Raw genomic sequence first — 22,152 nt, forward strand, 5'->3', positions numbered from 1 at the left:
CACACAAGCGCAATGCTTACAAGATCCTTAGTCTTGCTCGTCTGCCAGTTCCGACACTTCCGCATATCGCATTTCTTTGGGATTATTTTCTTTCTCCCTCGCGACGAATTGTAGTATATCAAAACCGGCAGATAAAGTCAATACCTTTTTTCAATTTTTTTATTTTTCGCAAATGTTTTACTTTTTTGCAATATTTACCTCAGTTCAACTCGGCGATTCGACTGACCGCCACATAAATCTCCTGTATTTTATACCAGGTAGGATAATCGGTAATTCCGGTTTCAGGAAGACCAAACACGCCCTGAAAACGCCGTACTGCATCTGCGGTCCTCTGTCCGTAAATACCGTCTGCATTTACCGAAGGAACTGCCGGATAGGATCGGGATATTGTATTAATCTGTTCCTGAAGCTGACGCACCTTTGTCCCTGTAGTCCCAATATCCAGATCATACCCGGGCCAGGAAGCCGGAACCCCGGAAACCTCTTCTGCAACATTAATATACATATCATCCCCATAAAAATAACGCAGGATCTCTATAGGCGAATATCCCTGATCCCCCAGCGTTTTACTTCCCCACTGAGTCATCCAGCCTCTGTCCCTGCACTGTACACGCTGCCCGTCACAGTACTGAGTAAGTATCGGCTGACGCACATCCGGACGGGACAGATAATTTTCAAACAGCTCATCCACGATCCTGGAAATACTGTCAAACACATTTCTGCCATAAATCCATTTGTGATCATAAGCTGTCGATGAGGTAATAGTAAAATCATATCCTTTATTCCGGTACCACTCTGTATACACTCTGTTCAGAGTAAATGACATAATAGCAAGAACATTGGCACGTATGGTATCATCCGGCCAGGTGGCATAAATCTCACTGCTTGCCACATTTTTTATATAATCTTTATATCGCACATAATAATTTCCAGCAGACGAATCTCCCACCGGACCATTATGAACAACCACGTATTCCGGAATCACAACCCTGCTTAAAACAATCTCTCCTGTTTCGTTGACCGGTTTGATCTCCGCCTCCGGATTTTTGGGCGGATACTCCCCAAACAATGTATGAGGGCCGATCACAATTCTGTCAAAACTCTGCTGTGACTGAAATCTCAGTCTGACAGGCTGCTGGGCAAGGACATCCGGCAGAACCTCCGTTCCTGCAATTTCTTCCCTCTCAAATCCCTCTGCCTGTATCTGAATGGTGTATTCAGCATAAGGCTGTTCTTCCGAAGGTTCCATACTGTATTCCAGAGGAGGGGACTTCAGTTCAAGCACCGGAGTCTGACCTGAAGAATCTGTTTTTATCTCCTCTACGATCCGATCAGGTTCTCCTGTATAGGAAATTCTTACTACTGCATCTTCTATTGGTCTTGTTCCGTCTTCTGTAAGAACAGTGACCTGCAGACCTCCTCTGGAAATATTTTCCTGCTGCATACGCACGCCTCTGTAGTTTCTATAGGGATAGAACTGATTCATTCTGCTCTCCAAAAACAGTTTTACAGCATTTTATGCATTTTCCTCTTTTTTTATACGCAGACCTATTTCAAACTGCTCTTACCACTGGAAGGCCGGATCATTGCCTCGTTTTCATGGATCACAATCCCTTCCCCTTCTGCGCCGTCACCGGCATCAATAAAATACAGAATATCAGCACAAGGACGCTCCTTTCCTCCATCTGTAAGCATATTCAGAACCCTGCCTTTAAACACAAGCGTCGTAGAGCCTCCTCCGTCAAGATGATACGCATACTCACATCCCAGATCCAGAAATACCTGCTGAAGCTCCTGATAGGTCATACCTTCAGATCCTCCTGCGCCTTTTCCGTCAACTGCCACAAGATAATACTCTCCCGGATGCACCATTCCCACCGCGGTTCTCTGATATCGTGCCGTCTGCGTAAACTGTCCGGATATCTCCGATACTTTGCCGTTTTCTATCAGAGTAGGACCAAAACAATAGGTATCTTTTACTCCCCGGTTCAGCATATCCTCAGCCGTCATTCCTGCCGCTGCGGTAAACATCCCCCCATCCTGGGTCACACAGAAAATATTTCCGTTAGAATACACATCATTATAAATCTTTCCATTTTTGATCATGGTTTTTCCAGGAGCAGGTATTCCTGTTCCATAAGAAAATCCGCTTCCATTTACACCGATCACTCCATTATGAGCTGCAAGTTCCTCTGAAACCGGTTTGCGGGGATTTCCATAAGTTCCTCCGCAGAGAGCCGAGCACAGCTGCCGGGGATTGAAGGTTTCCACATGACAGACCCAGTATTTTGTATATCCGACATCCTTTTTCTGTACCGATATCTTCAGTGTTTCTGTCTCATAATGCAGATCGTCATTTATGTAGTGCCATTCGTCTGATATGCGGTCCACAGTTTTTTGAAATTCCCGGTGTTTCTGCTCATAAGACAGAGGAAGCTTCCAAATTTCCGTCTGTACATCCTGAAAAATTTTACTGTTTTTTGAAGTATTCATCGCCACAGAATCTGAAGCAGGATCATAAAGCTTTGCCAGCATTTCTTCCACATTCTTCACCCTGTTTTCTGCCTCTTCTCTTTGTCTTTTCTCTTCTTTCTTTTTTCGGTTCTCCTCTGCCATTTGTTCTTTTTCTTCTGATGTTCCTACATCTGGGCGCCTGTACAGATCTTCTCTCTTTTCCTTTTTCCGGGATTCCCTCTGACCTTCCGGATCGGGACCCGCTTTTTCCGGTATCCCTGCTTCCGCCTGTTCTACTTGTGTTTTTAGTTTCTCTGTTTCCTCTTCCTGAAATATTTTTTCTTCCGGCCGCTGTGTAAAAAAGCAGACAGCCCCAATGCCTCCCAAAGACACCAGCGCTGCCATCAGAAGGCCAGACATCCCTCTGCCACAAATTCTTTTCAAATCCGTTCCTCCGTTAGAACACTAGCACAAAAGCCGGATTTCCCGGCTTTTATGCAAACACAATCAGAATATTTTAAGGATATCGTTATACATGACGACAACCATCAGCACCATCAAAAGCATCAGACCCGCAAAATGGATCATACCTTCTACTTCACGGTTCACAGGCTTTTTCCTTACTGCCTCTATAAAGAGAAATACAAGCCGTCCTCCATCCAGAGCAGGAATAGGCAGAAGATTCATAACGCCAAGGTTTGCCGAAAGAAGCACAGCCATATTCAGCATATTCATCCAAAGCATCAAAGTTCCTGCGCTTTTGCTTTCTTCATAGGCAGTTCCAATGGCATCCACAACTCCCACAGGACCGCTCAGATCTTTTACGCCAAGTCCTCCTGTCACCAGTTCTTTAAGACTCAGAAGTGTGGTGCGGATCATATATTTTATATCCAGAGCCGCATATTTCAGAACCTGAAAGCCTTCTGCCTTGGTATATCCCATATTGTAGGAAAACCCGGGAATCGGGGTTCTGTATTCCTTCGGGGTGATCTCTGCTGAGTATTCCAGACCGTCACGTTCATAGGTAATCTCAACTTCTTTATCAGAAAGCGGATGCTCTGCAATATAGTTTTCATACGCTTTCCCGTCAGGAATCCTGGTTCCGTTAATAGATGTGATCACATCCCCTTCCTGAAGCCCTGCAGCTTCTAAAGGCATTCCCTCAATCAGAGAAAGAATCTCCATGGAATCCGTATCGGAACGATTGAATCCCAGGAGATAACGAACCGAAACATCCGGCGTATAGGTAAATGTTTTTTCTTCACCGTTACGACGCACCTTCATGGTAACAGGCTCTTCCTGAAGCTCATTCAGATAGGAATACACATACATATCACGGGCAACGTCTATCGTATAACCGTCAAACTCTGTAACAATATCGCCTTTCCTAAGCCCTGCTTCTGCCGCCGGAGATCCTTTTTCCACTTCCATGATTTCTGCCGGATCATATCCCACAAAGCCGGTAATGATCACGGACAAAAGAAATGCCAGAATGAAATTAAATATCGGTCCTGCCGCTACAACAGAAATCCTTCCCCACACCGGAGCAGCATTAAAAGTCCCGGGAAGATCTTCCTCGCCCGTATCCTCTCCCAGCATGGCGCAGGAACCGCCAATAGGAAAAAGTTTGATAGAGTACCGTGTTTCTCCCTTCTGCGTACTGAAAAGCCGCGGGCCCATGCCAAGGGAAAACTCAGTTACCACGATTCCGTTTTTCTTTGCCAGAAGAAAATGTCCAAGCTCATGTATGATAATAATCACGCTGAATATAATAACAGCAATCAGAATCTTCAATTTACCACCTGCTTTCAATCCACTGATATGTCTCGTTTTCTACTGCCAGGATTTCATCCAGATCAGGAGATTCTACTTTTTTATGCCTTTCCATAGACTGCCCGATAATATCATAAATATCCAGAAAACGAATTTCCTCGTGAAGGAATTTTTTTACCGCAAGCTCGTTTGCCGCATTAAAAACAGTCGGCACGGAACCGCCCTCCCGGGCTGCCTGAACCGCCATTGGAAGTCCCTGGAAGGTTTCCATATCAGGCTCTTCAAAAGTAATCTGTCCAAGCTTTGCAAAATCAAGTCTCTCGCCATCCAGATATCTCCTTTCCGGATAATAAAGAGCATACTGAATAGGCAGACGCATATCCGGTGTTCCAAGCTGTGCCATAATGCCTCCGTCCTTAAATTCCACCATGGAATGAATGATACTCTGAGGCTGTACCACTACCTGGATCCGGTCAAGTTCCACATCAAAAAGCCATTTGGCTTCCATCACTTCCAGTCCCTTATTCACAAGAGTTGCAGAATCCACTGTAATCTTCTGTCCCATTACCCAGTTTGGATGTTTCAGGGTATCAGCCAGAGTCACCTGTTCCAGGTCTTTTGTTTTTCTGCCGCGGAAAGGTCCGCCGGAGGCTGTGATCAGAAGCTTATGTATTTCTTTTCGCCGTTCTCCGTTCAGGCACTGGAATACTGCGCTGTGCTCACTGTCAACAGGAAGAATCCTGACCCCGTATTTTTCTGCCATAGGCATGATCAGATGACCTGCCGTAACAAGAGTTTCCTTATTGGCAAGCGCAATATCCTTACCTGCCCGGATTGCCTCTATGGTAGGGCGGATACCCAGCATTCCAACAATCGCCGTTACCAGAATTTCTGTTTCTTCCATAGAAGCCAGTTCAAGAAGTCCCTCCATCCCTGAGACAACTTTAATATCTGTATCCTGAAGCTTTATCCTTAATTCCCGGGCTGCGTCTTCCTCCCACACAGCAACAAGTCTGGGACAAAACTCTCTTGCCTGCTCCTCCAGTTTCTTTACGTTTCTTCCGGCACTGATTCCCAGAACCTTAATATCTCCATTGGAACGGACAACATCAAGCGTCTGTGTTCCGATTGAGCCTGTAGAACCTAAAATCGCAATTTTTTTCATATTGACTCCTTATAGGGTATTTTATAATCTGTTTTTATATACCCAGAATAAATTTTGCCATGTAATAGATAACAGGCGCAGTAAAGATCACACTGTCAAAACGGTCAAGAATCCCTCCATGTCCCGGAATCAGCTTTCCATAATCTTTAATGCCTCTGTTTCTTTTAATGGCAGATGCAGCCAGATCACCAACCATGGAAATCAGGGCTCCCACTGCGCAGATCACTGCATATTCCACTACCGGGGCATGAATGAGCGCCGCATAGGCAGCTCCCAGCCCGGCAGCTCCCACAACTCCTCCTACTGCTCCCTCAATTGATTTTTTCGGGCTCAATACAGGCGCCATTTTATGTTTTCCGATCAGCATTCCCACACAATATGCGCAGGTATCACAGCCCCAGGAGCAGAAAAAGATCAGCCATACGAGAAGATGACCGTTTTCCAGATTTCTTGTAAGAAGAATAAAGGACAGCATCACCGCCACATAGACCAGCCCGAAAAATGCGGACATTACCTGTTCTGCCTGATATTTGGGATAAGTAAATACATAGACGAACATCAGAAGAACAAGAGAAAGGATCACTGCCATCATTCCATATTTTTCAAATCCCAGAAAAACAGTGCCATAATAAAGAACTGCCCCCAGATAACCGGCCAGCTCCAGAAGATCCATACCACTTTTATGCACTCCCATGGCATTATACAACTCTCTCATGCCGATCAGGGAAACGCACAGCAGCGTCAGGAGCAGAACGTATCCTCCACTCATAATCGTCAGAAGAGCGATCGCCACCAGAACAATGCCGCTTAAAAGTCTTGTTTTAAACATTGTCTATTCCTCCTTCACTCCGCCGTATCTTCGGTCGCGTTCATTATATTTTTCTATGGCTTTTATCAACTCCGGCTTATGGAAATCCGGCCATGCCACATCTGTAAAATAAAATTCTGTGTATGCAAGCTGCCACAGAAGGTAATTGGAAAGTCTTTGTTCCCCGCTTGTACGGATCATAAAATCCGGATCAGGAATTCCTGCAGTATCCAGATATTTTTCAAATACTTCCTCTGTGATCTCTCCTGGGCTGACTTTTCCATCTACTGCATCCTGCGCAAGCTTCCTGATGCTTCTTACAATCTCATCACGTCCGCCGTAGTTCAGAGCAATCTGGAAAAACAGCTCGTCATAATCCTTTGAAAATTCTTCAAGCTCTCTGACCTTCTGCTGAATATCTTCATCAAAAGCAGAAATATCTCCCAGAACACGCACACGCATTTTATTTTTTCTGGAAATCTTTATACATTTTTTCAGATAATTGCGAAACAGATTCATTAAGGAATCCACTTCTTCCTTTGAACGTTTCCAGTTTTCTGTTGAAAATGCATACACTGTCAGATATCTGACTCCCAGCTCTTTCATATCGTCACAGATCGTTTCCAGATTTGCACAGCCCTTTACATGGCCGTAACTTCTGGGCATTCCTTTTGCCTTTGCCCAGCGTCCGTTACCATCCAGAATGATCGCTATATGATTCGGTACTCTCATTGCCGCTCCTCCCGGTAATTTTTGTGTTATGGCAAAAGGAGAGCTATCTTTTACAGCTCTCCTTTCACTTTCCCGCTGAATTATACAGTCAGGATCTCTTTTGCTTTTTTATCTACTGCTGCCTCGATATCTTTAATATATTTATCTGTCAGCTTCTGAACTTCATTTTCCAGATCCTTTACTTCATCCTCAGACACATCCTGTTTGGTAAGCTTTTTAAATGCGTCATTGGCATCACGGCGGACATTACGGACAGCAACCTTGGCTGCTTCTCCTTTTTTCTTAACATCCCTCACCAGTTCCTTACGGCGCTCCTCTGTAAGTTCCGGAAGAACAAGGCGGATGATTTTTCCGTCGTTGCTTGGATTCAGTCCCAGATCAGATGTAAGGATTGCTTTTTCGATTTCTCTGATCAGGCTGGATTCCCATGGCTGGATCTGAATCATGCGCGCCTCAGGTACAGTAACGTTTGCCACCTGCTGTAAAGGTGTAGGACTTCCATAGTAATCTACGGTAAGCTTGTCAAGGATATGCGGATTGGCACGTCCTGCACGGATTGTAGAAAGCTCCGCCTCAAATCCGTTTAATGTTTTTGTCATTTTGCTGTCATACTTCTGAACTCTTTCATCCATTTGTCTAATCTCCCTCTCCTTGTTTTTTGCAGCCTTGCTGCATCATATACGGCAGCTTAAACCGTTACTTTTGTACCGGAAAACTTACCGTGAACCGCATTGACAATGCTGTTCTCTTCCTCAAGCCCGAACACCAGCATAGGCATTTTCTGCTCAAGGCACATAATAGACGCTGTAAGATCCATTGCCGCAAGTTTTTTGTCAACAACCTCTTCAATAGAAATCTCATCGTATTTTACTGCTTCCGGATTTACCTTCGGATCACTGTCATAAATTCCGTCTACAGCTTTTGCAAGCAGGATCGCTTCTGCCTCAATTTCTACTGCACGCAGCACAGTTGCCGTATCTGTGGAGAAATACGGATGTCCGGTTCCGCCTGCAAAGAATAAAATCTTTCCGGCCTTAAACGCCTCCTCTACCGCATCCTTGGAATACAGTTTTGTAAATGCGCCGCATACAAACGGGGTAAAAATTTCTGTTTCCATTCCCAGATATCTGCAGATATCGGAAACATAAATGCAGTTCATTACTGTAGCAAGCATACCAATCTGATCCGCCTTATTACGGTTGATCGTCTCGCTTGTACGTCCTCTCCAGAAGTTTCCGCCTCCGATCACAATTCCCACCTGAGTTCCCTCTTCTGCAATGGTACGGATCTGCTTGGCTACAGCAACAACTGTCTCCTCGTCAAAGCCGGTCTTTTTTGCTCCTGCAAGAGCTTCTCCGCTTAATTTCAGTAAAATACGCTTCATAATCTTATCCTCTCCTGTTTCTTTTCGTACAAAAGCCTTTTACCAGATACCGGTAACAATCTCATTGCCATCTTCATCTACTGTAGTTGAGACGGTAAAGTTTGAATAATAGTGATAGCCGGTTTTTCCTGTATCCGGTTCATCCTCATATTCATCATACTGAGGAGAACCGATCGCCGAAATCAGATCATCCATGGACTGTCCAATATATCCGGTTGCCTTGTCAATGGTATCATCTGTAGGCTGAGTGTCGTCCGGATCGTCATCTTCATCATCCGGGGTCTGTGTTGGCTCCGGTGAAGATGTTGGCTCCGGCGAAGATGTCGGTTCCGGTGAAAATGTCGGCTTCTGTTCATCTGTATCGTCAGCTTCATCCTCTGTCAGTCCCAGACGTTCCTTTACATCTTTGAGGGTGGAAATCTCTTTTTTTCCTGTGGCAGTCATATAAGTTGCATAAGGAATACCGTCCTCACCGTTTCCGCTCATACGCAGAGTGATCTGTTTCATAGACGCAAGAGGAAGATCCCGGAAAAAGCACTCATTCTTATCCTCATCTGTATAGGTGATCCGGATATCATAAGTAACTTTTGCAGAAGACGGTTTCTTATAATAATATACTGCCTGATCTCCGTTTTTCAGAGTAAACATTCCGTTTACCAGATCATCGCCCCACTCTTCATCATCTGTTTCTTCTTCAGTCTGCGGATGCTGACGAATGTAAATAGCTCCTATTTCCGAACCGGTCCGGTTGATGATCGCAACTTTAGATGCTGTGGCGCTTTTTTCTCCGAGTATATTTTTTTCATCGGATACTTCCATCTCTACCAGATCTGCAGCCTCTGTCACCTGCGGAGTAACTGTCGGAGTTGCCTGAACCTGCTGTTCGGCCGGTTTATCCTTTTCTTTTCCACAACCAGACGCTGCAACTGCAAGCAGCAACAGTCCGGCTATTGCAAGATATCTTTTTTTCATATTATAAACCTCCCATTCATATTAATGGAAATCTCTGAACATAGTTTCATTACTATAATTATACTTAGTATCTTTTTCTTGTCAACTAAATGTCAGGTAAATTCACACAATTTTAAGACTTTCTAATAAAGATTTTTTACTTTAAAATCCCGTTCCGCTTCACGTCTCTGATCTTTTTTCGCAATATCCTGGCGTTTATCATAAAGCTTTTTACCCCGGGCAAGGCCAATCTCCACTTTTACAAGACTGTCCTTAAAATACACCTTAAGGGGAACCAGAGTCAGTCCCTTTTCCTTTAGTTTACTCTCCAGCTTGTTGATTTCGTATCTGTGAAGCAGAAGCTTTCTTACACGAAGAGGATCTTTGTTGAAAATATTCCCCTTTTCGTAGGGACTGATATGCATACCATAAATGTAAACCTCGCCTTTTTCAATTCTGACAAAAGACTCTTTTATGCTGCATTTGCCCATACGGAGAGATTTCACCTCAGTCCCTGCCAGCGAAATTCCTGTTTCAAAGGTATCTTCTATAAAATAATCATGAAAAGCTTTTTTATTATTTGCGATCAGTCTGATTCCCTGTTTCTTCGCCATAGCCTATTCCTCCTGCTCTCCCGCGATCGTAAAATCCACAGACCTTTTTACTGCATCCGCATCTGCCACACGGACACGGATTTTCTGTCCAAGATGATATACTTTTTTCGTCAGTTCTCCTCTCAGTTCATGAGCCTCCTGATCAAACGTATAATAGTCATCCTTTAAGGCAGTAATATGGACCAGTCCCTCCACTGTATTCGTAAGTTCCACGTACAGACCATATCCGGTTACTCCGGAAATGATCCCGTCAAATTCCTCTCCCAGGTGATAGGACATATACTCTGCTTTTTTCATTTTGTCAGATTCCCGTTCTGCTTCCTGAGCTCTTCTCTCGCACACACTTGACTGACGGGCAACTTCTTCCAGAATCTCCCGGTAATGCTCTGTTTTTCCTTCCCGTTTCAGCCTTCCTCTGAGATTATCTCTGATGATCCGGTGTATCTGAAGATCCGGATATCTTCTGATCGGAGAAGTAAAATGGCAATAGTATCTGGCAGCCAGGCCAAAATGTCCGCTGCATTCCGTAGTGTATTTTGCCTGCTTCATGGTACGGAGAGTAAGACGGCTGATCATTGTTTCGTTCGGAAGATCATGAATACTTTCCAGAATTTCCTGAATCTCCTTGGGCGTGATCTCCTGTCCGGATTTGCGGACATTGATTCCCTGATTATGAAGAAGCATAAGAAGTTCCTCCACTTTTTCCGGGTCAGGATTTTCATGGGTTCTGTAAACAAAGGGATACTCTCCCTTACAGTATTCTTTCGCTACTGTTTCATTTGCCAGAAGCATAAAATCTTCGATGATCTCCGTTGCCACGCTGGTTTCATATGGTTTTACATCAATAGCACGGCCGGCCCCATTGAGAATGATCTTACTTTCCGGGAAATCAAAATCAATAGAACCTCTGTTGTGGCGGCATCCTCTGAGAATACCGGACAGTTCTTTCATCAGGAAAAACATAGGAACAAATTCCTCATATTCTCTGCTAATCTCTGTTTCTCCGTCTTCCAGAATACACCGCACCTGTTCATAGCTCATACGACGATCTACACGTATGACACTTTCCGTAATTTTATGAGATACAACGGTTCCATTTTCATCAATATCCATCAAGCAGCTCAAAGTCAGACGCTCCACTCCCTGATTGAGCGAACAGATTCCATTACTCAGCCGTTCCGGAAGCATAGGGATCACCCGGTCTGCCAGATAAACACTGGTTCCTCTTTTCAGTGCCTCCTTATCAATAGCGCTTCCGCCCTGAACATAATTACTGACATCCGCAATGTGCACACCCAGATGATAAATGTCCCCTTCCTTTACAAGAGAAACTGCATCATCCAGATCCCTGGCGTCCTCACCGTCAATGGTAACTGTCATAAGTCCGGTAAGGTCTTCTCTTCCGTCCCAGTCAGCTTCCAGAACATGATCCGGCACTCTCATTGCCTGATTCATTACGCGAACCGGAAATTCAGAAGGAATGCCATAGCTTTTTACAACAGCCAGAATATCTGCTCCCGGAGCATGGATATTTCCCAGAGATTCTGTAATCTTTCCTTCTGGCTTACGTCTGTCAGAGCCATAATCAAGGATCTGGGCAACCACCTTTTCTCCGTCTCTGATGCCATGCGAATTTTTTGGAGAAATATAAATATCTCTGGATATTTTCTGATTATCACAGAGTACAAAGCCATAATCTCCTTCTCTCTGAAAAGTTCCCACAACCTCTGTGGTTCCTCTTTCCAGAATTTTTATGACTGTTCCTTCTCTGCGTTTCCCAGCCTTCTGTTCTTTTTTCAGAAGAACCTGCACCCGGTCCTGATGAAGCGCTGTATTTACAGCATCTGCGGGAATAAAAATATCCTCTTCATCCTCTGCTGTTTCTACAAATCCAAAGCCTCTGGCATTACCGATAAAAACGCCCTCTGCCAAAAGTCCCTGTTTTTTCAGACTTTTTATATTTTTTTTCTTATATGATGCGTGATTTTCTTTCGGGAATCTTTTTTTCTTTTCCCAGATTTTCTTTCTGCTCACTTGAACTCCTTTTCTGTAAACACAGACAGCCCTGTCAGAGCTGCCGTTTCTGCGTACTCAGGCAAAAAAACACTCTTGCGAATTTACAAGAGTGTCTCCATTTTGCCTTCCATAATCCTTAGAAATTCATATTCAAAATGACAGCCAGAACAAAAAACAGTATTGCCATGACAGTAGTCGCCTTTACCAGACCACCCTCCATGGAACGTCCTTTGTTTCTTCCCCAGTAGGTATCTGCAACACCGGCAATAGTGCCAAGTCCCTGCTGTTTACCTTCCTGCATCAGTACAATGACTGTAAGACCTATGCAATCTAAGACAAAAATTACCGTAAGGATAATTCTTAAGATTTCCATTTAGGTTACACCTCCTAATCAACTGTTTTTTATTGTATCATATGGCTTTTGGGATTTCAACAGTTTTTCTCCAAAAACCTTGACAACAGAACTTCTTTCAGGGATGATATACAGGAACGGCTTATGCTGTTTTACGAAATTTATCAAATTTAAAGGATGGTCAACATGAAAACTCCAACTAACAGGATTATGGCGTTTTTTGCCTCTCTTATACTGTCCGCCGGCTTTGCAGTATGCTGCTTCAGAATACCTGCTCTGTCTGCTGTGGTCAGTTCCATTGGAAATGTAAATCTTCTTACTTATGCAATGACGGTTATTTTATTCTGCATTTCCTATCTTATTTTTTCTCTTCTTCTGACACGTACAAAAAAGCCCTGCTTTTTTGACGCACCCCGAAATGCCTTTTTTACAGTAATACTTCTTGCAGCAGTAAATATTCTTTTCTTTATGCGTATGTATCGCCTGGAAACAGATATCTACGGTTCTCATTCCGCACGGTACATCTGGCATTCCGTTCCTTTCTGGCTCGTTCTTGTCTGCCTTGTAACAGAAGGAACCTTTTTTCTTCATTTTGCCAGAAATAATAGCTTTTCCGTAAAGCCCTGGGCTATGTGGCTTTTTTATGGACTTCTTACTCTTCTGGTTGCCTATAACTTTTATACACCGGAGGTTTTTCTCAGAAATGAAGCAGACCGTCTTCATATGGATGCATATTTTAATTCCATATACAATGTAATGCACGGAAGTCCCTACACGGAATATACCACCAGTATTTACGGTCACTACGGTATTTTATACAAGCTTCCCATGAAACTTCTTGGCGGTGACCTGATTGATTTTATTTTTCTGAATACCGTCATCGGCGCCCTTTGTTTCCTTGCTGCTTTTCTGGCACTTCATTTTATTGTAAAAAACAATCTTTTAAGGATCCTGGGGGCAATTGCCCTTACTTTTCCCGTTCTTTCTATGAGAAGCGGGATCTACTGGCAGTTATGGCCTCACCGAATTCTTTTTATGTGCCTGATGCTTTTCTGGATTGCTTTTTGTGTTCGTTTCAAAAAAAGCGGCCGCCTCATTTGTATTCTGGGATATGTGCTTTCGCTTCTTGGAATCCTGTGGAATACAGAAACAGGACTTTTCTGTGCGGTTTCCTGGGCAGCTTTCTGGATTCTTCACTGCCTCTGCAGAAAAAAAGACTCCTGGCTTCCAGTTTTAAAAACCTGCCTCCTGCACTTTGCAGGAATCCTTCTCAGCTTTGTGGGAGCATATGCTGTAGTGGAACTATATAACATAATAAGCGGCGGACATATCACCGGAATCCGCGAATTCCTTTTTCCGCTTCTCCAATCCTCGTACATGGATGATCTGTTAAGAGTGGATCTTCCTGATTTTGTAAGCGCCTATATGGTAATCCTTGTATTGTTTTTTATGGCCTGCGCATGGGGCATTTCCCATATATGGTTCGTTCGCACACAGGAAGAAACAGACCGTCAGCATCTCCTTCGAGTCTGTTTTACTTTCGCCACCGCAGTCCTTTCATTAGGACAGATCACATATTTTATCAACCGGGCAGCTTATCACAATCTGGAGATCATTCACATTCCATGTATTCTGCTTCTGTGTATTTTGGCCGAAGAAGGAATGAATGTTTTCCAGACTTTCCGGATCAGAAGCTTAAATAGTTTCAGCGGAATGCAGATTTTTAAAGGTACTTTTACCGCCCTTTCCCTGCTTGTTCTGATGACGGTTTCCACCGGAAATATTATTCAGTACGGACAGAACACAATTCTCAGAGAAGAGCTGCATAACCAGCAGGAACTGAATGATTTTGCTGCTCACATTGCTGCAAATATTCCTGAAAACACCTACGCCTTCGGAATCGGCGTGCCGGAAATTTACTCCATCCTCCGCTGGGATACCGGATGCTATACTCTGGATCTGGCTGATCTCTCTCTGAGACCGGAGGCAGGCGACTATATCATGGACGATATCAAAGCAAAAAAAGTCCCTGCTTTTCTTGCCGGAGAGGGAACGATCAGCCGGCTGGAAAAATACAGTTCCAGAGAAAAAAGCCAGTGGCTTCTGGACACTTACACCCTATCCCGGGAATTTGAATTTAAAGGAGCTGTGCTTCAGTATTTCACTTTAAAATAATCGTGTGTATCCTGTTCTGCAAAAAGATCCTCCGTTTTGCCAAAAGCGCCGCGGAGGATCTTTTATTTTCAAATAATTTCTGCTTTGTCCATATACCAGCTCTCTGTCTGCCGTTATATGATTTCCTCCGAAAGTCCCTCAAAAGGATTCTGATACTCGCTATTCTCACCAAGCTGTTCTGCAATACGGAGAAGCTGGTTATATTTTGCGTTTCTGTCAGAGCGACAGGGCGCTCCTGTTTTTATCTGACCTGCGCCAGACGCAACTGCCAGATCTGCAATAAAAGAATCCTCGGTTTCTCCGGATCTGTGTGAGATCACTGCCCGGTATCCGTTTTGCTGAGCCAGACGTACAGTATCCATAGCTTCTGTCAGCGTACCAATCTGATTTACCTTAACAAGCACTGCATTAGCTGCATGCAAACGTATTCCACAGGCCAGTCTTTTTTTATTTGTAACAAAAAGATCGTCTCCTACCAGCTGTATTTTTTCTCCCAGACGCTCTGTAAGCTTCTTCCAGCCTTCCCAGTCGTCTTCCTCCAGTCCGTCCTCAATAGAAACCACAGGAAAATCCTCCAACAGCCCCTGATAATATTCAATCATTTCCGAAGAATCTCTGAATACATCTTTTCCTTTCATTTTACTTTCTCCAGGAAAATAATAAACGCCCTTTTCTTCTTCATACAGTTCACTGGCAGCTGCATCTATGGCAATTGCAATCTGCTTTCCCGGCTCATATCCGGCCTTCTCCACCGCTTGGATGATCAGATCCAGAGCGTCTTTGGAATCTTCAAGATCCGGCGCAAAGCCACCCTCGTCTCCCACTGCCGTGGACAGATTCTTTTCTTTAAGAATGATCTTTAAAAACTGATAAATCTCCACGCACATACGCAGTCCTTCTGTAAAATCTTCCGCTCCCACAGGCATGATCATAAATTCCTGCAGATCTACTGTATTATCTGCATGGCGTCCCCCATTCAGAATATTCATCATAGGCACAGGAAGCTTTCTGGTATGACAGCCGCCCAGATATTGATAAAGCGGAATCCTCAGAGCTTTGGCAGCCGCTCTTGCCACTGCCAGGGAAACACCCAGAACAGCATTGGCTCCTATGCTGCTTTTATTGTCTGTTCCGTCAGCTTCTGTCAGAAGTCTGTCTATATTCATTTGATCAAGTGCGTTTTCTCCCACAACTGCTTCTGCAAGTTTTGTATTTACATTATTTGCAGCCTTTTCCACACTTAGTCCAAGGTATTTTCCTTTTTCACCATCTCGAAGTTCCACTGCCTCAAATCTTCCGGTGGATGCTCCGGAAGGAACTATGGCTCTTGCTGTATATCCATTAACCCCAACGATTCCCTCTCCCACTGTAGCCTCAACCTCAACTGTAGGATTTCCCCTGGAATCCAGGACTTGTCTTGCGTGAATTCTGCGTACAGGTAAATAACGCAACATTTTTTTACCTCCTAAAACTTGATAATCTTATCTTATCCTGAATCGCTTTTTCTATTCACGGTAATTTTCTTATATTTTCAGTTAATTATTTATTTAAGTCTATTTTAGCAGTTAAAATAATATTTATTTTATTTTTATCATTTTTCTTGTTGACAAATTCGTTTTTATCTGTTATATTAAAATCATAAAACAAAAGGAACTTAAAAATTAAACAAAAAGGAGTGAGACCACCGAAAACATAAACGAAATCTTATAATCTGACAAGGAGGTACAGACCACCAGAAATTTAAAAGAGTTCATTATAATTTATGAAAGGAAGGTATAGACCACCGAGAACACAAACATAATTCCAGATTGTTTTATAATAAATTCAAGGAGGATTAATCCATTGGACAGTGAACATTAAAAAGAGCCAGCAGAAATTATATCTGATGGCTCTTATTTTTGTGGTTCTATAATAAATGTTGGGATGTATAAAATTTTGTTACAGAAGAAAGGACAGAACTCTCTGCTCTGCCCTTTTACTTTTTATCTGTTTAAAATTTTCATACAGAAATCATAGATGCGAAGATAGGTTTCGTTGGAATAATGAACTCCATCATATATTCCCGCATTATTCATATTACTGATCCACCCGTATTTCTGCAAATAGCTACAGGTATTAATATACTGATAACTAGGATTTGATCCGCTACAAAGAGTTGAACGAATCATCCTGTTAATCGCATCTATCTGTTGCTCTGTTCTTGTTACAGTCCCTGTATAACTCTTAATCATTGCACTGTTTACAGGATTAACTGACATATAATACATATCACAATTCGGATTGTACTTTGTAAGATTTTCCGAAACTCTAGTCATATACCTAGTATATCCACTGTAATTTCGTAAATCATTTACTCCTAAATTTATAATCACAGCGACTTTATCATCTTTTGGCTGTTCTATCACTTTGTTTTTCAAAGCTAAATAGCCCTGCTGTTGAAACCAGTTTATTCCCTGACCCGATGCATAAATAAATTCTATACTTGGCAATGGATTATTCCTCATAGCTCTCGCCATTCCCATTGTTCTAGAATCTCCTACAAAAATCACTTTATCATACTTCTCCGGCTGGCGGATATAGGAAGGTGCCTTATCCATATGTTTTCCGAAAACTACCATATAATAATTACCGGATTTCGAAGGAATCCTGTCTCCTGCCAAAAACTCTGGAGCAGAACTTTTTCCTCTTGTGCGCGACCATCCAAGACACATATTGCCGCTTCCCAGGTTCACAGACGGAAACGTTGCATTTCCTCCTGCTGTAGAAACTACTCTCCAGAGATCGCCATTATACATTCTCAGATTAACACCTGAAACCTTTTCTGTAATTGGATAAAACTTCATATTTTTGGTAACCTTTACTTTGGTACCTGCTTTTTTGTAGTTTTTTCCATTTACAGAAGTTGCCCATCCAAGACCTCTTGACGAGGAATTATGAGGAACGGAAGGGAGCGTCACATACATATCCTCTGCAATCCGCTCTCGCATACTGGTATACTCTTTTTTACCGTTTTCTGTCATAAACTGTACATTATACAGCTTATATTTATTCAGACAAAACTTCACATTCTTTTTTACTCTGAAGTTCGCGCCAGGGAAATATTTTCGTACAGTATTTCCATCCTTCAGAACCCAGTAATAACAGTAACCGGAAGGAGCCTTCAGCTTAGGAAGAACAACCCAGTCTCCTCTCTGAACAGTTTCTGCCCAGTTCTTATATGTATCCGTAGAAACGACACCGCGGGCATTGGCATAGGTTACTTTACATTTTACAGATGCCGCAGACACCTGCCTGCTTCCGCCAAACATTAACACTGCCGATAAAATCAGTAAAAATGCAATACCTTTCCACTTACCTGAAATTTGTTTCATAACATAACTCCTTATTTAATTTTCATTGTTCTCAGCATAACTACATACACTATATCAGCTTTCACTTAGAAATTCAATATGAAATTCATCTTTTTTTCATATTTTTGTTATATTTAAGAAAAGTTTCCTTTGTATTTTTTATGTTCCGCTTTTCTATTGTATGATACCACATCTGCATACATATATTGTAAAAAATATATCACGGAGATGTTATGTTACCATCTTATTTTTTCCAGAAATATTTCTCACGTCGTCATATGCACCGATACCGAATCCCCGCCATCCTTGCAGGAGCCTTTCTTCTGGGCGCCTGTACCGGAAAACTGGTCACTGTCATTTCCAGTCACACCAGCAAATCCGAACTATCCGAATCTGCCTCTGAAACCGTATCTTGCTCATCCGCCTCTTCCAACTGGGGACTCAGCTTTCAGGAAAAAGGATGCCGCCCGGTTGGAAATGCCTCCATACAGGAGCTGAAAGAATACAATGCCTACTATGCCCGGAACACAGAAGAAAAAGTTCTCTATCTTACTTTTGATGCCGGCTATGAAAACGGTAATACCCCCGCCATCCTTGACGCTCTGAAAAAACATCATGCTCCCGCCACTTTTTTTGCTGTGGGAAATTTTCTGAAAGACAATCCTGATCTTATTAAACGAATAGTTTCCGAAGGGCATCTTGTCGGAAATCATACCATGACTCACCCCGATATGTCTCAGATTTCTTCTCCTGAAACTTTCCAGAAAGAACTTCAGGAAGTAGAAAGCCTGTACCAGCAGATCACTGGGCAATCCATGCCAAAATTTTATCGTCCTCCCCGTGGAATTTACAGTACACAAAATCTTACAATGGCAAAAGAACTTGGATATTCTACTTTTTTCTGGAGCCTTGCCTATGTAGACTGGATCCAGGATCAGCAGCCTTCAAAAGAAGAAGCCTTTGACAAATTAATATCCCGCATACATCCCGGCGCCATTGTTCTTCTTCACAACACTTCTTCCACCAATGCTCTGATCTTAGATGAACTTCTCACAAAATGGGAGGAAATGGGCTATCATTTTGACTCTTTAGACAAACTGACCGGGGACTAATCCCGGTCAGTTTCACTTTTCTCTAAATTATTTTCAATGGTATGAAGATCTGCTTTAATCTGACTGCTTGAAATTTCCGGAGTACGTGGAAGATACACCACCTCACACCCTTCTTCTTTTAAAAAGTCAAACTTTCCCTTCCAGTCATCTCCCATTACAAAGGTGTCTACATGATATTCTCTCACATCTGTTCGCTTCTGTGCCCAGCTTTCCTCCGGGATCACCAGATCCACATAGCGGATCGCTTCCAGGAGCTGTTTGCGTTTCTCATAAGAAAAATAGCATTTTTTACGTTTTTCATTCCAGTTAAATTCATCAGTAGACAAAGCCACGATCAGATAATCTCCCTGCTGTTTTGCCCGACGCAGAAGATTAATATGTCCATAATGGAGCAGATCAAATGTTCCATATGTGATTACACGTTTCATATTTTTTCCTTTCCACCGACAGCCGGAATTTTTATTTATAAATCACCTGGCTTTTCAGCTTTTGTATTTCACCATAAACTCTTTCACAATTTTTCCTGTCCGAGTAAGGAAATGTATGATCAATCCTTTCTCTGTAAACTTCCTTTAAAGTACATCCTGTTTCCAGATAAAGATTCACACATTCTTTTAATTTCTCCGGATCTGTGCATACTTCACCAAATCCATCCCGGTCATAATCAAAATATCCCTGAACATAGGTGTGTGTCCCGGAGAAAAATTCTTTCCGATCCGGCTGGTAATAAATCACAGGCTTCCTCAGATATGCAAAATCAAATGCAACCGAAGAATAATCTGTTATGATCAAATCCGATTCCGAAAAGATACTGCGATATGAAGTATCCAATTCCAGTACCCTGATACTGTCTGAAATACAAAATTCGCCAAGTGTCACCTTCATATTCGGATGCATCAGAAGCTGCAGCCGATATCCTGATTTTTGTATATTTTCCAGAAACTGCTCATCAGAAAAAACAGACTGATACATTTGATAAAAGCTGCTTTCTTTAAATCCGGGAAGAAGTGTTCTTCCTCCGGTTTTTGCATCAATAGCCGATACAAGATCAGATCTCCAGGTGGGCATGATCGTAATAATCTTCTGAGGATTATTTTCAAGCCTGTCATATCTGGGAATACCTGTCATTACCACTTCTCTGTCTGAATAAAAATAGTTTCCCTCCAGAACAGACTGATATTCAGGCTTTGTTGTCGTAACAAACATAGAAATATTTTTATTATATTTTTGCAGCCACCCTGACAGATCATCTTTAATCACACCATGCTGCAGAAATATAAAGGGTTTATTCCGTATGAGGTCTTTTAACGGTCTTGTATGCGCACTGTCAAAAGGATTGGTAATATATGCTTCTGCATGAGCAGAAACAATCACGTCTGCTTTTAAAAACAAATTGTAGTATTCTTCTGAATCCCTGTCAATAACCTTCCCAATCTTTTTCAGTCTTTCATAATCACTGCTTCCGCCTGAAATCACAAAATAAACATCCGGTTTCTTGCCTTTCAGCGAAGAGAGATATTCAAAAAAAGCCTCTCCGTTATCATCCGCTTTATTGATTCTGTCACTGACAAGCCAGATTTCTCTGCGTTTTATGTAGCTATTCAGCCATATCCTTAAACGCTGTCTGATAATCTTTTCTCGCTCTTTCAGTTCCTCCTCTGTAGGTTTCTGCTTAATTCCAGAGGTTTTTCTGTTAAACAGCGATGTTCTTTTTATCTCCCGAAGCAAACGGCGCTCTTTTTTCATATGCTTGATAAAATCTGATTTTTCCACAAAAAATGTATCTTTATTCAGGCGGAAAATATATCCTCCTCTGCAACAGTATGTATTACTGTAATAAACATCCAGCGGAAAAAAATTGCCTGTACCATAATTATTAAAGCGCACCGGAAATCCATCTACAGTCATATAAAACTTAACTGATGTAATGCCTTCCACAAAAGAAAAAGGAATCTCTGCCGCAAAACCCTTTCGATCAGCCAGAAATCTCCCCAGAGATATCACTTTTTCTCCCGGATGATCAAATACCTTACACGAAATAATCTGTTTCTTTTTATTTGCAGCTTTTACTTCTGCAAAAATCTGAATTTCTGCATCTCGCATTTCTGCCAGCCTCTTTACAGATCCTTCAACGCAGAAACTTTTTTCACCGCAAGTAAGAATTTCCAGTGACAGAGTAAAATTACTCAAAGAAACAACCGGAAAATTTCCATAACGGACATTCAGATCTCCGGCAAAATATTCTACTTTTCTCTGTCCCTCATTTTCAGGTTTCAAAGACAATACATAATCCATATATTCCTTTGTCATATATTTCTGGGAAAGGATCATTCGATTGTCAATACAGGACAGACATTCAATCAAAAGAGAACGAAAATATTTTTCCTCTTCCTCTGTCAGAACACCCTGTGGTATTTCTGCCAGTTTAAACCTCCACTGCAAATCATACATAATCGTATACTGAACAAAATATGGAATAAATCCATATTCATTCTGATACATTTTCAGAGTTTCCAGAGAAAATTTTTCCAGATACCCAATATACCATTCTTTTATTTTTCTTGAGGAAGAAATCGCAGAATCTTCCGTCATACGTATCCTGTACCAGTAGTTTGCAGCAGGAACCACTCCATACCGGCATTTTTTTAACAGGATCTGCATAATGACCTTTGCATCCTCTGCATATTTCAATTCTGTATCAAAATATATTTTTTCTGCTGTTTCTTTTGTTATAAAGGCACTGGAAAGAGACATCTGCACACAGTTAAATCGTTTCCACAGATCAATAACCTCATTTTTCCCTGAATTAAACTTATAATTTAAAATATGAGGACCTTCTTTTCCTTCAAAAAAAGTCATAGGAATGGAAATCAGATCCACATCTTTTTCCGACTTTGCAAAAAAAGAATATACAGCTTTTAAAGTACCCTCACTCAGTTTGTCATCCGGATCCATGAAGTTTACATATCGTCCCTCAATATATTTAAGACCCTCGTTCCTTGCAGAAGATACTCCTCCATTTAACTTGTGTATTACCTTTATATTGTTCGGATATTTCTTCTGGTAATCGTCACAAATTTCTCCTGACCTATCCGGACTTCCATCGTCAACCAGTATGATCTGAACATTTTTTTCAAATCCAATATCCTGCCGAATAACGCTGTCCAGAGCTTCTTCAAGATATTTTTCTACATTATAAACTGCCATAACAATGGATATTTTAAACTTATATTCTTTCTCCAACACTCTATCTGCCATAGTTCTCC

Annotated in this window: 18 protein-coding genes; 2 read left to right on the top strand and 16 right to left on the bottom strand. The window is 42.1% G+C overall.

The window, feature by feature from the left end:
- Window positions 1–199: 199 nt before the first annotated feature.
- The 12 genes from LU279_RS12910 to secG all read right to left on the bottom strand — a co-directional run bounded on the left by LU279_RS12910 (window position 200) and on the right by secG (window position 12,270).
- On the bottom strand, window positions 200–1,486 hold the full coding sequence (locus LU279_RS12910) for a peptidoglycan-binding protein (protein WP_274422896.1): 1,287 nt from the start codon (window positions 1,484–1,486) through the stop codon (window positions 200–202).
- Between the two features lie 62 nt (window positions 1,487–1,548).
- Complete coding sequence (locus tag LU279_RS12915) at window positions 1,549–2,898, bottom strand: phosphodiester glycosidase family protein (protein ID WP_274422897.1); 1,350 nt, start codon at window positions 2,896–2,898, stop codon at window positions 1,549–1,551.
- A gap of 63 nt (window positions 2,899–2,961) precedes the next feature.
- Window positions 2,962–4,248 (bottom strand): RIP metalloprotease RseP, encoded by a 1,287-nt coding sequence (gene rseP / locus LU279_RS12920; protein ID WP_274422898.1) that lies wholly within the window; start codon window positions 4,246–4,248, stop codon window positions 2,962–2,964.
- A 1-nt stretch (window position 4,249) separates the two neighbouring features.
- The gene (locus tag LU279_RS12925) at window positions 4,250–5,392 is read right to left on the bottom strand and encodes a 1-deoxy-D-xylulose-5-phosphate reductoisomerase (protein WP_274422899.1); all 1,143 of its coding nucleotides are present in this window, start codon (window positions 5,390–5,392) and stop codon (window positions 4,250–4,252) included.
- Window positions 5,393–5,426: 34 nt separating this feature from the next.
- Window positions 5,427–6,221 (bottom strand): phosphatidate cytidylyltransferase, encoded by a 795-nt coding sequence (locus LU279_RS12930; RefSeq protein ID WP_274422900.1) that lies wholly within the window; start codon window positions 6,219–6,221, stop codon window positions 5,427–5,429.
- A gap of 3 nt (window positions 6,222–6,224) precedes the next feature.
- Window positions 6,225–6,932 (bottom strand): isoprenyl transferase, encoded by a 708-nt coding sequence (locus tag LU279_RS12935; RefSeq protein WP_274422901.1) that lies wholly within the window; start codon window positions 6,930–6,932, stop codon window positions 6,225–6,227.
- Between the two features lie 80 nt (window positions 6,933–7,012).
- On the bottom strand, window positions 7,013–7,564 hold the full coding sequence (frr, locus tag LU279_RS12940) for a ribosome recycling factor (protein WP_274422902.1): 552 nt from the start codon (window positions 7,562–7,564) through the stop codon (window positions 7,013–7,015).
- A 56-nt stretch (window positions 7,565–7,620) separates the two neighbouring features.
- The gene (gene pyrH / locus LU279_RS12945) at window positions 7,621–8,316 is read right to left on the bottom strand and encodes a UMP kinase (protein WP_274422903.1); all 696 of its coding nucleotides are present in this window, start codon (window positions 8,314–8,316) and stop codon (window positions 7,621–7,623) included.
- Between the two features lie 39 nt (window positions 8,317–8,355).
- On the bottom strand, window positions 8,356–9,288 hold the full coding sequence (locus LU279_RS12950; protein ID WP_274422905.1) for a hypothetical protein: 933 nt from the start codon (window positions 9,286–9,288) through the stop codon (window positions 8,356–8,358).
- Between the two features lie 122 nt (window positions 9,289–9,410).
- Window positions 9,411–9,881, bottom strand: a complete 471-nt coding sequence (gene smpB / locus LU279_RS12955; RefSeq protein WP_274422906.1) for an SsrA-binding protein SmpB — start codon at window positions 9,879–9,881, stop codon at window positions 9,411–9,413.
- 3 nt (window positions 9,882–9,884) lie between these two features.
- Entirely contained in the window at window positions 9,885–11,915 is a 2,031-nt protein-coding gene (gene rnr, locus LU279_RS12960; RefSeq protein WP_274422907.1) for a ribonuclease R, read from the bottom strand.
- A 118-nt stretch (window positions 11,916–12,033) separates the two neighbouring features.
- Window positions 12,034–12,270: a preprotein translocase subunit SecG gene (gene secG, locus LU279_RS12965; protein ID WP_274422908.1), complete on the bottom strand. Its 237-nt coding sequence runs from the start codon at window positions 12,268–12,270 to the stop codon at window positions 12,034–12,036.
- A 165-nt stretch (window positions 12,271–12,435) separates the two neighbouring features.
- On the opposite strand from secG, the gene LU279_RS12970 reads away from it, so the two are divergent.
- The gene (locus tag LU279_RS12970; protein WP_274422909.1) at window positions 12,436–14,424 is read left to right on the top strand and encodes a hypothetical protein; all 1,989 of its coding nucleotides are present in this window, start codon (window positions 12,436–12,438) and stop codon (window positions 14,422–14,424) included.
- Window positions 14,425–14,537: 113 nt separating this feature from the next.
- Here the strand turns inward: LU279_RS12970 and eno are convergent, their stop codons facing one another.
- The gene (gene eno / locus LU279_RS12975; protein ID WP_274422910.1) at window positions 14,538–15,878 is read right to left on the bottom strand and encodes a phosphopyruvate hydratase; all 1,341 of its coding nucleotides are present in this window, start codon (window positions 15,876–15,878) and stop codon (window positions 14,538–14,540) included.
- 528 nt (window positions 15,879–16,406) lie between these two features.
- Window positions 16,407–17,795 (bottom strand): SGNH/GDSL hydrolase family protein, encoded by a 1,389-nt coding sequence (locus LU279_RS12980; RefSeq protein ID WP_274422911.1) that lies wholly within the window; start codon window positions 17,793–17,795, stop codon window positions 16,407–16,409.
- 212 nt (window positions 17,796–18,007) lie between these two features.
- Here LU279_RS12980 and LU279_RS12985 point away from each other — a divergent pair, with 212 nt between their 5' ends.
- Complete coding sequence (locus LU279_RS12985; protein ID WP_274422912.1) at window positions 18,008–18,886, top strand: polysaccharide deacetylase family protein; 879 nt, start codon at window positions 18,008–18,010, stop codon at window positions 18,884–18,886.
- Here LU279_RS12985 and tagD read toward each other — a convergent pair.
- Together tagD and LU279_RS12995 are read right to left on the bottom strand one after the other, a co-directional pair.
- A complete protein-coding gene (gene tagD / locus LU279_RS12990) occupies window positions 18,883–19,314 on the bottom strand; it encodes a glycerol-3-phosphate cytidylyltransferase (protein ID WP_274422914.1) in 432 nt (143 codons plus the stop codon). The genes LU279_RS12985 and tagD overlap by 4 nt on opposite strands.
- A 31-nt stretch (window positions 19,315–19,345) precedes the next feature.
- Window positions 19,346–22,144 (bottom strand): bifunctional glycosyltransferase/CDP-glycerol:glycerophosphate glycerophosphotransferase, encoded by a 2,799-nt coding sequence (locus LU279_RS12995; RefSeq protein ID WP_274422915.1) that lies wholly within the window; start codon window positions 22,142–22,144, stop codon window positions 19,346–19,348.
- Window positions 22,145–22,152: the final 8 nt, after the last annotated feature.

It is taken from the genome of Blautia sp. XA-2221, from assembly GCF_028767025.1.
Lineage (GTDB): Bacteria > Bacillota > Clostridia > Lachnospirales > Lachnospiraceae > Blautia_A.